Source organism: Arthrobacter sp. TJ-270, assembly GCF_058269075.1.
Map to the genome: position 1 here is coordinate 329,997 of NZ_JBZCNB010000004.1, position 14,478 is coordinate 344,474.

At 62.9% G+C, this 14,478-nt stretch carries 17 protein-coding genes, 2 tRNA genes and 1 other RNA gene; 10 read left to right on the plus strand and 10 right to left on the minus strand.

From position 1 onward, the window contains the following. Window positions 1–122: 122 nt before the first annotated feature. The 4 genes from orn to def all read left to right on the plus strand — a co-directional run bounded on the left by orn (window position 123) and on the right by def (window position 2,823). Complete coding sequence (gene orn, locus AC4D2M_RS10615; protein ID WP_490891740.1) at window positions 123–731, plus strand: oligoribonuclease; 609 nt, start codon at window positions 123–125, stop codon at window positions 729–731. Window positions 732–877: 146 nt separating this feature from the next. After that, window positions 878–953: transfer RNA gene (locus AC4D2M_RS10620), tRNA-His, on the plus strand. Window positions 954–1,073: 120 nt separating this feature from the next. Next, window positions 1,074–2,228: an acyl-CoA dehydrogenase family protein gene (locus AC4D2M_RS10625; RefSeq protein WP_490891741.1), complete on the plus strand. Its 1,155-nt coding sequence runs from the start codon at window positions 1,074–1,076 to the stop codon at window positions 2,226–2,228. 25 nt (window positions 2,229–2,253) lie between these two features. Further along, window positions 2,254–2,823, plus strand: coding sequence for a peptide deformylase (gene def / locus AC4D2M_RS10630; protein ID WP_490891742.1), 570 nt, complete (start codon window positions 2,254–2,256; stop codon window positions 2,821–2,823). Here def and AC4D2M_RS10635 read toward each other — a convergent pair. Then, window positions 2,820–3,158: a hypothetical protein gene (locus tag AC4D2M_RS10635; protein ID WP_490891744.1), complete on the minus strand. Its 339-nt coding sequence runs from the start codon at window positions 3,156–3,158 to the stop codon at window positions 2,820–2,822. The genes def and AC4D2M_RS10635 overlap by 4 nt on opposite strands. 449 nt (window positions 3,159–3,607) lie before the next feature. Next, window positions 3,608–3,991, minus strand: an RNA gene (gene rnpB, locus AC4D2M_RS10640) — RNase P RNA component class A. Between the two features lie 98 nt (window positions 3,992–4,089). On the opposite strand from rnpB, the gene AC4D2M_RS10645 reads away from it, so the two are divergent. Then, window positions 4,090–4,857 (plus strand): YaaA family protein, encoded by a 768-nt coding sequence (locus AC4D2M_RS10645; RefSeq protein ID WP_490891745.1) that lies wholly within the window; start codon window positions 4,090–4,092, stop codon window positions 4,855–4,857. 24 nt (window positions 4,858–4,881) lie between these two features. On the opposite strand, the gene AC4D2M_RS10650 is transcribed toward AC4D2M_RS10645, so the two are convergent. From AC4D2M_RS10650 to AC4D2M_RS10660, 3 genes are all read right to left on the minus strand, one after another. Continuing rightward, window positions 4,882–5,838 carry a reverse transcriptase-like protein gene (locus AC4D2M_RS10650; protein WP_490891746.1) on the minus strand — a complete coding sequence of 319 codons (957 nt, stop codon included), beginning with the start codon at window positions 5,836–5,838 and terminating at the stop codon, window positions 4,882–4,884. Window positions 5,839–5,857: 19 nt separating this feature from the next. After that, window positions 5,858–6,598 carry a zinc ribbon domain-containing protein gene (locus tag AC4D2M_RS10655; RefSeq protein WP_490891748.1) on the minus strand — a complete coding sequence of 247 codons (741 nt, stop codon included), beginning with the start codon at window positions 6,596–6,598 and terminating at the stop codon, window positions 5,858–5,860. An 89-nt stretch (window positions 6,599–6,687) separates the two neighbouring features. Continuing rightward, window positions 6,688–7,578 carry a Nif3-like dinuclear metal center hexameric protein gene (locus tag AC4D2M_RS10660; protein ID WP_490891750.1) on the minus strand — a complete coding sequence of 297 codons (891 nt, stop codon included), beginning with the start codon at window positions 7,576–7,578 and terminating at the stop codon, window positions 6,688–6,690. A gap of 114 nt (window positions 7,579–7,692) precedes the next feature. Between AC4D2M_RS10660 and msrA the strand changes: the two genes are divergently transcribed. From msrA to epsC, 3 genes are all read left to right on the plus strand, one after another. Next, complete coding sequence (gene msrA / locus AC4D2M_RS10665; RefSeq protein WP_490891751.1) at window positions 7,693–8,217, plus strand: peptide-methionine (S)-S-oxide reductase MsrA; 525 nt, start codon at window positions 7,693–7,695, stop codon at window positions 8,215–8,217. Between the two features lie 74 nt (window positions 8,218–8,291). Next, the gene (gene cysK / locus AC4D2M_RS10670; protein WP_490891752.1) at window positions 8,292–9,227 is read left to right on the plus strand and encodes a cysteine synthase A; all 936 of its coding nucleotides are present in this window, start codon (window positions 8,292–8,294) and stop codon (window positions 9,225–9,227) included. A 25-nt stretch (window positions 9,228–9,252) separates the two neighbouring features. Continuing rightward, complete coding sequence (gene epsC / locus AC4D2M_RS10675) at window positions 9,253–9,840, plus strand: serine O-acetyltransferase EpsC (protein WP_490891753.1); 588 nt, start codon at window positions 9,253–9,255, stop codon at window positions 9,838–9,840. A 65-nt stretch (window positions 9,841–9,905) separates the two neighbouring features. Here epsC and gnd read toward each other — a convergent pair whose 3' ends face one another. Next, window positions 9,906–11,342, minus strand: coding sequence for an NADP-dependent phosphogluconate dehydrogenase (gnd, locus tag AC4D2M_RS10680; RefSeq protein ID WP_490891754.1), 1,437 nt, complete (start codon window positions 11,340–11,342; stop codon window positions 9,906–9,908). A 287-nt stretch (window positions 11,343–11,629) separates the two neighbouring features. Here gnd and AC4D2M_RS10685 point away from each other — a divergent pair, with 287 nt between their 5' ends. After that, window positions 11,630–11,779: a hypothetical protein gene (locus AC4D2M_RS10685; protein ID WP_490891755.1), complete on the plus strand. Its 150-nt coding sequence runs from the start codon at window positions 11,630–11,632 to the stop codon at window positions 11,777–11,779. A gap of 23 nt (window positions 11,780–11,802) precedes the next feature. On the opposite strand, the gene AC4D2M_RS10690 is transcribed toward AC4D2M_RS10685, so the two are convergent. The 4 genes from AC4D2M_RS10690 to AC4D2M_RS10705 form a co-directional block, all read right to left on the minus strand. Continuing rightward, a tRNA-Val gene (locus AC4D2M_RS10690) sits at window positions 11,803–11,878 on the minus strand. A gap of 76 nt (window positions 11,879–11,954) precedes the next feature. Beyond that, window positions 11,955–12,863 (minus strand): NAD-dependent protein deacetylase, encoded by a 909-nt coding sequence (locus tag AC4D2M_RS10695; protein ID WP_490891756.1) that lies wholly within the window; start codon window positions 12,861–12,863, stop codon window positions 11,955–11,957. Window positions 12,864–12,907: 44 nt separating this feature from the next. Then, on the minus strand, window positions 12,908–13,393 hold the full coding sequence (locus tag AC4D2M_RS10700; RefSeq protein ID WP_490891758.1) for a peroxiredoxin: 486 nt from the start codon (window positions 13,391–13,393) through the stop codon (window positions 12,908–12,910). Further along, window positions 13,394–13,813 carry a DUF3052 domain-containing protein gene (locus AC4D2M_RS10705; RefSeq protein WP_490891759.1) on the minus strand — a complete coding sequence of 140 codons (420 nt, stop codon included), beginning with the start codon at window positions 13,811–13,813 and terminating at the stop codon, window positions 13,394–13,396. Window positions 13,814–14,209: 396 nt separating this feature from the next. Here AC4D2M_RS10705 and AC4D2M_RS10710 point away from each other — a divergent pair. Then, window positions 14,210–14,478 (plus strand): hypothetical protein (locus AC4D2M_RS10710; protein WP_490891761.1); only part of this gene is annotated, 269 nt, incomplete at its 3' end.

Below are 14,478 nucleotides of genomic sequence, written 5' to 3' on the forward strand. Positions count from 1 at the left end.
GCCGCACGTTGCGGCACGGCGCGCCCACCGATGCCAACATCCGCGCAGAGCGGTCTCCTCCAATGGAGCCACTCCGGAGCTGATCCGGCTCCTCCCAGTGAATAACCCGGTACATTTGTCGGGTGCCGATAACAAGTGAACCCATCGTCTGGATCGACTGTGAAATGACGGGTTTGGATCCTGTCGCAGATGCCCTGATTGAGGTGGCGGTCATCGTCACTGATTCAGAACTCAACATCCTGGGCGAGGGTGTCGACGTCGTCATTGCACCGCCGCCGGGCGCGGTCGAATCCATGGGTGATTTCGTTCGCAACATGCACACCGTCTCCGGCCTGCTCGAAGAGCTCCCGCACGGAGCGACGATGCAGGAGGCGCAAACCCGCGTGCTCGAGTACATCACTGCGCACGTCCCGGAACCACGGCGTGCTCAACTGGGCGGAAATTCGGTGGGTACCGACAGGGTCTTCCTTGTCCGGGACATGCCCGCCGTGGTGGAGCACCTGCACTACCGCGTGGTGGATGTGTCAACAATCAAGGAGCTGGCTCGTCGCTGGTATCCGCGCGCCTATTTCCAGGCGCCGGAGAAGAGCGGGAACCACCGCGCGCTTGGAGACATCAAAGATTCCATCCGCGAATTGCAGTACTACCGGAGCACCATCTTTGTCCCAGGCCCCGGACCGGATTCCGAGACCAGCAGGGCAGCAGCGCGGGATCTGCTCGCCGGAACCTGAGCTGCAGCACGGGCCGCCGAGCCGTGTGTCGGGGGGGCGGAAAAAGTGCGCAGAAATGTGTGTAGAATTGTCTGCGCTGCCTCGTTCAGCCCCGGTAAGCCCGCTTCCTAGCGAGTGACACACGGGCCGGTTATTCGAGGCGCATGGTGGGTATAGCTCAGTTGGCAGAGCGCCTGGTTGTGGTCCAGGAGGTCGCGGGTTCAAACCCCGTTACTCACCCCATTGGCCCGCCGGCAGTAGCCGCAGGCTTCGGTGGCCGCCCTGGATCCTCGGGGCGGCCATTGGTATTTCTTCGGTCTGTTCCCGCGTGTGGGACGAAGCCTCATCAGAAGGGAAAGCTGCATGAAACGCACTCTGTTCGAGGAGGACCATGAACTCTTCCGCGAAGTGGCGCAGGAGTTCAACTCACGCGAAGTCGCCCCGAACTATGCCCAGTGGGACCGCGAGCATATGATGCCGCGCACCATGTGGAGCGCCGCGGGAGAACAGGGGCTGCTGGGCCTGGCTGTGCCCGAAGAGTTCGGTGGAGCCGGGATGCCGGATTACCGCTTCCGTGTAGTCCTCGACGAAGAGTTCGCCCGCGCCAACCATCTGGCAACAGGGTTGGCTTTCCACCTGCACGACGACCTGGTCCTTCCCCATTTGCTTGCCTACGGATCAGACGAGCTGAAGCAGAACTGGCTTCCCGGCATGGTCACCGGTGAGAAGGTCACGTCTGTGGCCTGGACAGAGCCCGGTGCCGGGAGTGACCTGCGCGGCGTCCGCACCAAGGCAGTACGCGACGGCGGCGACTGGCTCGTAAGCGGACAAAAAACGTTCATCGGTAACGGCATAAGCGGTGATGCCTCGCTGGTTCTCGCCCGCACTGACGGCTCCACCGGGAGGGGCGGCAGCGAATCCTTCTCCATGTTCATGGTGGAAAAGGGTCAAGGCTACGAAACCGGCAGGCAGCTCGACAAAATGGGGCTGAAGGCTTCCGACACGGCTGAGCTTTTCTTTGACAACGTGCGCGTCCCCGCGGCGAACCTCGTGGGCGAGGTTGGACAGGGTTTGAGGTATGTCACGGAGCAGCTGCCGCAGGGACGTCTGGCCATCGCCGTCGCCTCCTCGGCCGTCGCGCGGACGATGTATGAGGCGACGGTTCGGTACACGAAGGAGCGCAACGCCTTCGGCGAGCGTGTCATCGACTTCCAGAACACCCGGTTCGAGCTCGCGGACATCCTGACCGAGGTGGAGGTCACCGAGACATATGTCGATCGGGCCGTCCTCGCCTTCAATGACGGTGCGCTCGATGCCGTCAGCGCGGCTCGGGTGAAACTGTGGGCGAGCGAAAGGGTGAAATTGATCACGGATCGTTGCCTGCAGCTGCACGGAGGATATGGCTACATTCTGGAATACCCCATAGCGCAGGCATTCCTTGCTGTCCGTCTCCTGAGCATCTTCGGGGGCACCAGCGAAATCATGCGCGAGACCATCGGCCGCAACATCGCCCGCTAAGCCCCGGAGCAAGGAAGAGTTCCCCATGCCTGTTCGCCCCATCACCATTGCCGGCGAGCCCGTCCTTCACCGGCGGGCCGTCGACGTCGAACTGTTCGATGATGAGCTGCGGTCCCTCATTTCGGACATGTACGAGACGATGGACGAGGCCAATGGCGTGGGCCTCGCGGCCCCGCAGATCGGCGTCGGCCTGCGTATCTTCGTCTACGGAATGGTGAACGACGACGACGTGCCGCCGCGTGGGGTTCTGGTGAATCCCACGCTGGTCACTTCGAAGGTCTCCGGTGCTGAGCCGGACGAGGAAGAATCAGAAGGATGCCTCTCCTTCCCCGGCGAGGCCTTTCCGCTCAAACGCGCGGAATGGGTGAAGGTGAACGGTTACGACGGTGACGGCAATGCGGTCGAATTCGAGGCGACAGGTTGGTTCGCCCGCTGCATGCAGCACGAGTTCGACCACCTGAACGGGACCCTGTACGTAGACCGCCTCAATCCTCGATTCGCACGCAAAGCGAAAAAGGCCGTCAAGGTCAACGGCTGGGGCGAGCCGGGACTGACCTGGATGCCGGGTGTGGATCCGGATCCCTTCGGCCACTAAGCAGCCGGCATCGGCTCGCGGTCAAGATCTTCCAGGCGGTGAACCGACCGCAATGGTCCGAGAAGCGCAATGAGCGGTGCTGTGGCCGCCAGCAAGACAGCTGCAAGGACTGCAGTGGTGATGCCCCGCGTCTCGGCGAGGATCCCGCCAAGGATGCTGGCTATGCCCAGCATGCCCCAACTGACCATCCTCGTCGCCGCTCCCAGCCTGCCCATCATCGCCGGCGGGCAGACACGCTGACGGAAACTCGTGCCGACCACAATGCTCAGCGCAATCGAGATCCCGATGACGAACATTCCGATGAGCCCAAAAATCATTCCCGGCCCGGGTGTCATGACGAGTAGTGATGCGTAGCCCACACTCCGGGCGCCATCGACCATCGCCACACAGGACCGGACCCGAGCAACTCAGTAAGCCGTTTGGCGTCCAAACCGCCAACTGCCCCGCCCACGGACGTTGCCAGGGCAGGAAAGCCATCCCCGAAAGCGCAGCCACGGCGAAATCACTGGCGTCGAGTTCCACCGCCGCGATGATGGGGAGAGCAGCGGCGGCAACGGCTGTGCCGAACACTCCAGCCGTGGCGGATAATTACAGAGCTCTGAAGTTCGTATTCCGACGCACCAGGGACGCGCTGGGTGCAGTCGTCTCGGCCATTCCCTCAGCGTAATGGAATGTAATCCGCGATCAGCCCGTTGTGGATGACCGGCCGCGAAAGGGCTCAGCACCCTTGACTAAACGGCAAAGCCGTCGGACCATGTCGCACGATGACTCAATCCGGGAGAAATGGATGGGTTGGCCGATACGCCGGGTTCTGTCCCGCAGCTCTCAAGGAGCTGCAGTGGCGGCCATCCATCTACGGACGCCGTTGCCGACGCCCTCCAGCGGCCTACCCGGGCACTCGGGCGGGCAGCCCTCAATCGTGCCCTGTCTGGCCTTGCTCCGGGTGGGGTTTACCTAGCCGCTCCGGTCGCCCGGTGCGCTGGTGGTCTCTTACACCGCCGTTTCACCCTTACCCGTCTGGACGAACCATCGGGGCGGTCTCTTTTCTGTGGCACTTGCCTGCGGGTTACCCCGAGTGGGCGTTACCCACCACCCTGCCCTTCGGAGCCCGGACGTTCCTCGGGAGAAGCTCAAAAGTGGCTTCCCACGCGGCCGCCTGGCCAACCCATCCACCACGATTCTACGTGTCGCTCGACAGGGTGTGCGCCGAGACAAGTGCCGGGTCGCCTGCGGCTGCCCCTGACGGGGCACAGGTAGAGTATTGAGGTGCTTATTCTGCTACCGCCCTCCGAAGGAAAAACGGCTGCAGGAAAGGGGCACCCGCTCGATCTCGACTCCCTGGCATTTCGGGAGCTGACTGCTGCCCGTTCCGAAGTACTCGCCGCGCTCGCGAAGGTGAGCGCACACGATGACGCTCATGCCGTCCTCGGAGTCGGAGCCTCGTTGGCGGAGGAAGTGCGCCGAAACATCGAGTTACGCCAAGCTCCCGCGGCGCCGGCGCATACCGTTTACTCAGGCGTCCTGTACGACGCTCTCGGGTACCGGAGTATGACTCCCGCCCAGAAGCGCAAGGCAGACGCCGCCGTCGTTGTCATTTCGGCGCTCTGGGGCGCTCTGGGCTTCGCCGACGCCGTACCGGCCTACCGGCTATCCATGTCCGTCGAGCTTCCCGGCACCGGAAAGCTGGCCCCCTTCTGGCGCAAGCACCTGGCGGCCGTTCTGAACGAGCGGGCCGGTGACTCGCTCATCGTCGACTGCCGTTCAAGCACTTACGCGACGGTGTGGGCGGGGGCACCGGAGCGGTCGGTAGCAGTCAATGTGTTTCAGGAACGGAATGGGCGCCGAACCGTGGTCTCGCATTTTGCGAAACACACCCGCGGCGAATTGGCCCACCATCTGCTGACCCGCCGGGGAAAGCAGCCTGCTACCGCAGAGCAGCTGCTTCGCGCGGCATCGGAGCGGTGGACCTGCGAGCTTGTGCCTGCCACTGCAAGGAAGGCCGGGCAGCTGAATATCGTCCTCACGAACAGCTGACCGGCGCCGTCCCCAGCGTGGGTGCTAGGCGTCTGAGCGCGCGACCAACTCGACCTCGAACCCTTCAGCGTTCTCAAGGTACGCCGCGTAATGGTCCTGCCCGCCGGCGAAGGGATGCCTATCGCTGAACAGCAGGGTCCACCCGTGGCTGGCCGCCCGACGCGCGAGGAGGTCAACTTCAGCCCGCGTGCCCGCGTTGAAGGCGAAATGGTTGACTCCCTGTCGACGGCGTTCGTGCGGTCCGGGCAGGACATCCGGACCTGACTCCAGCACGAGGTACACACCGTTCCCTTCCCAACTCGAACCGTCGTTCCAGGTCTCCTTCAATACGAAGCCCAGCCGTTCGAACAGCCAGCCCATGCTATTGCGCGCGGCGGCTAGATCCTTGACCCAGATTTCAACGTGATGGAGCGTTCCGGTTGGCACGCGGGGAGGATCGACGGCGGCGGCCTTCTCGCCGGTCTGGGCAGCCGGCTTCTCTGCCACTGCGTTTTTGGGCTTCCATTCGACGCCCGCCATTCCGGCGTCCATGGCTTCATTGGACAGCCTGTCGGCGTCCTTGTTGCGTTCGCGGGGAATCCACTCGTACCGCACGCGACGGGGGTCTACGATGCGGCGGGCCTGCCCTGCCAGCTTCTGCATGTCCGCGTGCTTGATCTTCCAACGCCCACTCATTTGCTCGACAACGAGCTTGGAATCCATCTTGACGAGAATCCGGCATTGCGGATCGATCTCATTCACCAGTTCAAGGCCGGCAAGAAGTCCGGAATACTCTGCGACGTTGTTGGAGGCGATCCCAACGTAGCCGGCCTTCTCCACCAGAATGACGCCGGTCTCCGGGTCGCGAACCAGCGCGCCGTAGCCCGCGTGCCCCGGGTTGCCGCGCGAGCCGCCGTCGGCTTCGACGATGAGGAGATCGTGGATGGGGCGACCGGTGCCTTCGTCAGCAGCGGAAGGGAACGCGTCGTCGAAAAGGGTCACAGCGGAACCGTGCACCCTTTCAGCTTCCCCACTCTGCGGAACGCACAAGGATGCATCCGGAGTCGGGGCAGATCACAACGTCGTCGTCAGCGGCGCGGGAGATGTCGGCGAGGTCGCCGGGACTGAGCTGCAGACCTGACCCTTCGGAACGGCCGTGGAACAACCGCGCCGCGCCGACCCCGCGCTTGGCCAGTGTCCTGTCGTAGAGCGCAAGCAGAGCAGGTTCGAAGGAAGCTGACAGTTCATCGCGCGCTGCCTGGACGTCCGCGCGTTCTGCTTCGATGCGGGCCAGCTCCTCGTCGCGGGCCATCTCAAGTTTGCGGAGCTGGCCCTGAACGGACTCAGCACGCTCCCGGGCCTCATCACGTGCTGTCCGGGCGGCTTCGACCCGCTCCATCACCTCAAGTTCAATATCCTCGAGATCAGACCGACGGCGGGTCAGCGAAGCGACTTCGCTCTGCAGCGCCGTCAGGTCTTTCGATGACCCGGTTCCGCTGTTCAGCCGCTGCTCGTCGCGTTCAAGCCTGGTGACAACTGCCTGCACGTCATCTTCCGCGCGGGTGAGGTCCCGCTCTGCGTCGCTGAGACTCGTGGCCGCTGTGACCTGTTCGGATTCTGCGCTGGCCACCTGCGCGGCGAGGGCCGCCAGTTCGGGGTTCGCCCTGACGGTAGCTGCCTGCCGCTGCAGTTGGTTGAGCTTTGAATCATAAGCCTGCAGATCAAGAAGCCGCAGCTGTTCCGCCTGAGGTGCTTTTGCCACCGATAGTCCTCCGCCGTCGCCATATTCCGTTCTCCCTACCTTATGGCACGAAGCTAGGGGCCGGACACGTTGGAAAGGCGGGTGAAGAACTAGTCTCCACCGGGGGTGAGCACGAAATCCCAGGGATCGGAATTGACCGTACTTACCCGCACATCAATGATGAAGCCCTGATCGGACAGGACGTTGGACAACGCGTTGGCGGCGGGGGTCAGCCACAGCCATTCGCTGCCGAAGTGCGAGACATCAATGAGATAGGGCCGGCCGTTCACGGCCGCTTCCCGCGCTTCCAGCGCAGGGTGATGCCGAAGGTCCGCGGTGACATAGACGTCCGCCTGGCTCGCTCGCACCCGGTCAAACAGGTTGTCCCCCGCTCCGCCGCATACCGCCACACGCCGGACAAACCCATGGCGGTCGCCCGCGACGCGCATTCCACCGGCCACCGCCGGTAGCAGGCCGAAGACGAGTTCCGCGAAGTCCCCCAGCGAGGTCACATCCGGCAGCTCCCCCACGCGGCCGATTCCTTCCTCCGGCAGCCCGTCCGCCGACCCGGCAAGGGGCTCGACGTTGGACAGCCCGAACGCGTCGGCGAGCACATCGGACACGCCTCCGACGGCACTGTCTCCGTTGGTATGCACGGTAACCAGCGCGCAGCCCGCCTCGATGAGCCGGTGCACCGCAGCACCTTTGGCATGGGTCGCCGCCACCGAATTCACGGGTTTCAGCATGAGCGGATGATGGGCGACTATCAGATCCGCACCCCGCCCCACGGCGTCTTCAATGACGGCCTCCGACGGGTCCACGGCGAAGACGATCGTAGACACTTTCCGGTCCGGACGGCCCACCACAAGGCCAACCGCATCCCAGTCCTCAGCAAGTGATTCGGGCCACAGCTCCTCGATCGCGAGCAGCACGTCCCCGACTGTGGGCCTCGATACACTCGCCTCGTCAAGACCAGAGGCATGTTCTTCGTCAGCTTCCATAGCCCTAGTTCTACCAGCTTTCCACGTTGTTTCCGGGTTCAACGGCACCCTTCCGCGGGGGCCCGGTATCGGTGATCGGGAATCATCACGCGCGCCGAAGCATTGTTAAGAGGCATGATGACTTTCGTTCTGGGTGGGGGCTGCTTTTGGTGCCTCGATGCCGTCTACCAAAAGACCCGAGGCGTTACCGATGTGGTTTCCGGTTATACCGGTGGACACGAGCCGGATCCGCACTACGAATCAGTGTGCGCGGGAATCACCGGCCACGCCGAAGTTGTCGCCGTTACCTTCGACGAGACGGTTGTTCCGGTTGAAGTGATCCTCGGTATCTTCTTCGCCTCACACGACCCCACCACACTCAACCGTCAGGGTTACGACGTCGGCACGCAGTACCGCTCGTCGATGTTCTATCAGGACGTCGAGCAGAAGGAACTGTTCGAGCGCGCCATCGAGCGGCACCAGGGAGACTGGGCAAACCCGATTGTGACCGAGGTTGTACGCCTTCCGAAGTTCCACGTAGCGGAGGAATACCACCAGAACTTCTATGCCAAGCACCCCGAGCAGGGGTACTGCCAGGTGATTATCAATCCGAAGCTTGCCAAGGCGCGGAAATATTACGCTGAATGGCTCATCGCATAGTTCTGCATCTGGTCGCTGACTAGGCTGGGCACAGTTTTGCTGCAATCCGTACGTAAACCCCAGACAGGAATCCCATGGCACCGATTTACGACGACGTCACCCAGCTGGTAGGCCGCACTCCCCTGGTGCGCCTGAACCGCCTGACCGAGGGACTGGATGCGGAGGTCGCGGTCAAACTCGAGTTCTACAACCCCGCCAACAGCGTCAAGGACCGCATCGGCGTAGCGATCATCGATGCAGCTGAGAAGGCCGGCGCACTGAAGCCCGGCGGCACCATTGTCGAGGGGACCTCGGGCAACACCGGTATCGCGCTGGCCATGGTGGGCGCTGCCCGCGGCTACAAGGTTGTCCTCACGATGCCCGAGACCATGTCCACCGAACGCCGGGTCATGCTGCGGGCCTACGGTGCGGAGATCGTTCTGACACCCGGCTCGGAAGGTATGCGCGGCGCCGTCGACCGTGCCAAGGAAATCGTCGCCTCCAGCGACAACGCTGTCTGGGCGCGCCAGTTCGCAAACGAAGCGAATCCTGCAATCCACCGCGCAACGACTGCCGAAGAAGTGTGGAATGACACCGACGGCAAGGTGGACATCTTTGTCGCCGGCGTCGGAACCGGCGGCACCGTAACCGGCGTCGGACAGGTACTAAAGGAACGCAAGCCGGACGTCCAGATCGTCGCCGTGGAACCGGCAGACTCCGCGATTCTCAACGGTGGCGCCCCGGGCCCACACAAGATCCAGGGACTGGGCGCCAACTTTGTCCCCGAGATCCTCGACACCTCCATCTATGACGAAGTCATTGATGCGAGCGTGGAGGATTCCGTACGTGTCGCGCGTGCGCTCGGCACCCAGGAAGGCATCCTCGGCGGCATTTCCTCGGGAGCCATCGTCTGGGCTGCCCTGGAACTGGCTAAGCGCCCGGAGAACGCCGGTAAGCTCATCGTGGCTGTTGTGTGTGACTTCGGTGAGCGCTACATCTCCACGGTGCTTTTCGACGATATCCGGGGTTAGTCATTCCTTCAACAGAGAGTGATCTGTGAGCTTCCTAGCGAGACTGCGAGAAGACCTCGAAGCCGCCCGGGTGCACGATCCGGCGGCCCGGGGCGACGTCGAGAACGGCATTGTCTACTCAGGCCTGCACGCGATCTGGGTACACCGCCTGACGCACCGCATGTGGCAGGTTCCGGTGCTCCGGTTCCCGGCGCGTGTCCTTGCCCAGATGGCACGGTTCCTCACCGGGATCGAGATCCACCCTGGAGCCACCATCGGCCGGCGGTTCTTCATTGACCATGGCATGGGAGTGGTCATCGGCGGCACCGCGGAAATCGGCGACGACGTCATGATGTATCAGGGCGTCACGCTCGGCGGGCGCTCCCTGGAGAAGGTCAAGCGTCATCCGACCATCGGCGACCGCGTCACAATCGGGGCCGGTGCCAAGGTGCTGGGTCCAATCACCATCGGCGCCGGGAGCGCGGTCGGTGCCAACGCCGTCGTCGTGAAGGACACGCCTCCGGACTCGATCGTCACGGGTATCCCCGCGACGTTCCGGCACCGTGACTCGGCACGCGAGACGCTGCCGGCAGTGGACCCGGCCGAGTACATCGATCCGGCCCTGTATATCTGAACCGTAATCGCGAACGGAAAGGCCCCGGCGGATTCTTCCGCCGGGGCCTTTCCGTGTCCTGGATCCTAGTGGGTGTCCACTGCTTCGACTTCCGAGCGGTCTTCGCCCCAGAGCGTGTGGAAGGTTCCCTCAGCGTCCACGCGGTTGTAGGTGTGGGCCCCGAAGAGATCACGGAGGCCCTGCGTCAGGGCAGCAGGGAGGCGTTTACGGCGCAGTCCGTCGTAGTAGGCCAGCGACGAAGAGAACACCGGGACCGGGATACCCAACTGCACTGCAGTCGACACAACACGACGCCAGGCGGGAACCGCCCCGGCAATGGACTCGGCAAACGCCGGTGCCAGAAGCAGGTTGGCAGGCTTTTCGTCTGCCGCGTATGCCTTCATGATGTCATCGAGCAGCTCGGCACGGATGATGCAGCCGGCGCGCCAGAGAGAGGCGATTTCGTCGAGCTTGAGGTCCCAGCCGTATTCCTTGGCTGCCGCGGTGAGCATATCAATGCCCTGCGCGTAGCTGACCAGCTTCGATGCGTACAGTGCCAGGCGGACGTCCTCGACGAAGCCCTCGGGTAGCTCGACGGCGCCCTCGTGGCCCTCGAGGATGCCCTGCGCGAGCTCTCGCTGGTCCCGCTGGGAAGAGAGTCCGCGCGCGAATACGGATTCGGCGATGCCGGAGGTCGGGCTGCCGAGCTCGAGCGCCGAAACAACAGTCCAGCGACCCGTACCCTTCTGGCCGGCTGAATCGACGACAACGTCGACGAACGGCTTCCCGGTGCGGGAATCAGTATGACCGAGCACTTCAGCAGTGATTTCAATCAGGAAGGACGAGAGGGTCCCGCTATTCCAGTCCGTGAAGATCTTGGCCTGCTCTTCAGGCTCGATTCCCGCAGCCGTACGAAGAACATCGTAAGCCTCGCCGATGACCTGCATATCGGCGTACTCGATCCCGTTGTGGACCATCTTGACGAAGTGTCCGGCACCGTCGGTGCCGACCCAGCGGCAGCACGGCTCTCCGTTGTACTTCGCGGAGATCTTCTCGAGCATGGGACCCAACGAGTCATAGGATTCCCGTGAACCGCCCGGCATGATGGAGGGGCCAAGAAGTGCTCCCTCCTCACCGCCTGAGACGCCTACGCCCACGAAGTGGAGGTTCTTCTCGGCCAGCGCCGCTTCCCGGCGACGAGTATCTTCATAGTGCGAGTTGCCTGCGTCGATGACGATGTCACCCGGCTCCAGCAGCGGCTCGAGCTGTTCGATCACGGAGTCGACGGGCGCGCCCGCCTTGACCATGATCAGGACCCGGCGTGGCTTTTCCAGCGAGTCAACGAGTTCCTTGAGCGACTCCGTCCGGATGAACTCGCCCTCGTCGCTGTACTTCTCAAGCAGGGCGTCGGTCTTCTCGACCGACCGGTTGTGAAGGGCCACCGTGTAACCGTTCCGAGCGAGGTTCCGGGCCAGGTTCGCTCCCATGACGGCAAGGCCGGTCACGCCGATTTGTGCACTCATCAAGTCTCCATCTGCAGGTTTGCCCCGTGGTCAGGGGCACATCACTTAGCGACGCCCCTGTGCGCCTTGGCCCTCCCACCCTATTACCGGCGTCACGTTTGAAGCCAGACGGCCCTCCAGCTCTGAGGTAATCCGTCGCAACAATCCATTCGAAGATCCGCGGGCAAAGGTGCAACCTTCGTTACCAAATTGATATGTTCGGTAGGATGTGCCGCCCACCAGAACATCCAGCAACCGATCGAGCGGCCCGAATCCCAGCCGTCTTCCAACCGGATGTGGATTGCCCGGTGATCATCGGTGACATCCTCACCTACCGGGACGCACACCACCTCTCGGCGCCGATGGCCGAAGCACTCGCGCCGCGGCTCGAGGAGGAACTACGTCGGGCCAATGGGACGGCCGACATACATGAAAACCCCGCTGTTCCGGCCCGTTAAGGCTGAAACAGCGGGGTTTTCTGTGGTGGGTCCTACCGGGATCGAACCGATGACATCCACGGTGTAAACGTGGCGCTCTACCAGCTGAGCTAAAGACCCTTACGCGGCTGGACCGGAAGTTACCGCCCTTTGCCACGATCAATTACTGTACCGGATCGACGTGCTCCAATGCCAATCAGGGTATCGAGGTTCCTGTCCAGTCCGTTTGAGGGCTGGGCAGCGCCTCTGCAAGGTATGCCAACGATTCCGAGACACCCAGTTCGAGCTTCAGTGACGCGAAGTCGTCGCCGCGTGTTGCTCCCCTGTTGATGATGACGACGGGCCTTTCATGCTTCGCTGCGTGCCGAACGAAGCGAAGCCCGCTCATCACTGTCAGCGACGATCCGGCAATCAGCAGTGCACCGGCGTCGTCCACCATCGAATAGGCACGCTCCACCCGGTCCTTGGGCACGTTTTCTCCGAAATAGACAAAGTCCGGTTTCAACATCCCGCCGCATACCGGGCAGGGCGCAATGGTGAAGTCTGAGGTGTCGTCAACATCGGCGTCTGCATCCGGCGCCACATCGCCTGCATCACCCATGCGCTCAAGGTAACCGGGGTTCAACCGTTCGAGCAGGCGCGCAATCTCCTGGCGACCGAACGAGGTGCGGCAGCTGAGGCACACTACGCGGTCATACGTTCCGTGCAGATCCACCACATTGGTGCTGCCGGCAGTTGTATGCAGCCTGTCCACGTTCTGGGTGATCAGCCCGGTGAGGAGACCGCGCTGCTCCATCCGAGCCAGCGCCCGGTGTCCGTCGTTCGGGTCCGCGCGCCGCAGGTGGTACCAGCCCACATGATTACGGGCCCAGTAGCGCCGTCGCAAGGCCTCATCACCTGTGAACTGCTGGTAGGTCATTGGGTTTCGAGGAACGGAGTCCGGTCCTCGATAGTCCGGGATACCCGAGTCGGTGCTCAACCCAGCCCCGGTCAGGACCGCCAAGCGCTTACCGGCGAGAAGACTGACGGCGGAACGAAGGTAGCCGATCTGGTCCTCCGACAGGGCACCGGCCGCAGCTGCTTCAGCCCTGGCGAATCCGGTCATTCCGAATCCAGGAAGTGAGGAGGCATGCGGCAGCGGCGAGGACGTCATTGCGAAGGTGCAACTGTCGGTTCAGGGAGGTCACGCAGAGCCGCCCGGTAATCCTCGAACGACCTGCCCCGCGCCAACGGAGCATCGATACGCGATCTCAGGAGGCCCGTGGAATCGATGAAGAACGTGGCCCGCCGAGCATAGCCGTCGGTCGTGTCCAGGACGCCGTACCGTTCAGCAACCTCCCCATGAGGCCAAAAATCGGCCAGGAGATCGAAGTCGTATCCTCGCTCCTCCGAGTACGTGCGGAGGGCGTACTTGTGGTCGACCGAAATTGCCAGAACCTGCACATCCCGCCGGCGGAACTCGTCAAGATTCTCCTGCAGTTCGTTCAGTTCATCGGTGCAGACCCTCGAGAACGCGAACGGATAGAACACCAGCACGACGGCGGTGCGAAGCGCGCCCAGGCTGATTGGTTCCCCGTGCTGGTTGCGAAGCTCAAACCCGGGAGCGGGCTCGCCGAGCGCAGGCAGAACAGACATTTACTGCTTGCGGCGGGCCACGAGGCGCGTTGCAGCCCAGTCCCGGGAGACGCCAGCTGAGGAAGTGGCATGAAGACCGGCAGTCGGCGCTGCCTCCTGGATCTCCGACGGAGGTACGTAACCGTCCCGCCCGGACTTGGGGGTGAGGAGCCAGACGACGCCGCCATCATCCAGGCACGTCAGGGAGTCGACCAGCGCATCCACCAGGTCGCCGTCGTCGGAGCGCCACCATAGGACCACACCGTCAACCACATCCTGGTCATCCTCCGTGAGCAGCTCGGACCCGATCTCGTCTTCCAGGTCGCCGCGGAAGTCGAAATCAACATCCTCGTCATACCCAAGTTCCTGAACAAGGTCGCCGTCCTTGAAACCCAGTTTGTCCGCCACGCTTCCTGCTGTGGCGGCTTCGGCCTCGCTCACTTTATTCCTCCCGAAAGGCTGTGTTGATCCCGGTGATATCTCTGACCCCGGACCCACAGTACGTTGATATGCATTATTACCAGCCAACACCCTTAAGCGCTACGCTTCAACCCGCGCCTCCAACAGCCGGTAACGACGGCGCCCGTCGGGCCTTCCCCCGCCCAGCGCTGCGGCAGGACCCCCGCCAGTCCGGGCATGAGGCCCGCCATGCGGGCGTAACCTAGCCCAACTACCGATCATTCAGCTACGCATCAAACACCCCACAGGGCTAGAGTGTCACAGTGAATCCAAGGTCAGGCGAACGCCGATCGGATTCTGACCGCTTCGACGAGCAACGGCCCGAAGCACAAAGTCGTAGACGTCGCAGACATAATCTGCGGATTGGGAGGGTTTGGCATGGTTGCTGATCAGGGGATTGTGGGTTCGGGTACCGGTGGGGACACGGATCCGGAGGAAACGGCTGAGTGGGTTGAGTCCTTTGATCAGCTGGTTGACGTGCGTGGTTCTGAGCGTGCCCGTGAGGTTTTGGGACGTCTGCTTGCCCGTGCCGGAGGACGGTCGGTTGGTTTGCCGAGTGTGGTCACTACCGACTATGTGAACACCATCCCGGTTGATGAGGAGCCTGAGTTCCCGGGCGATGAGGAGATCGAGCGCAAGTACCGTGC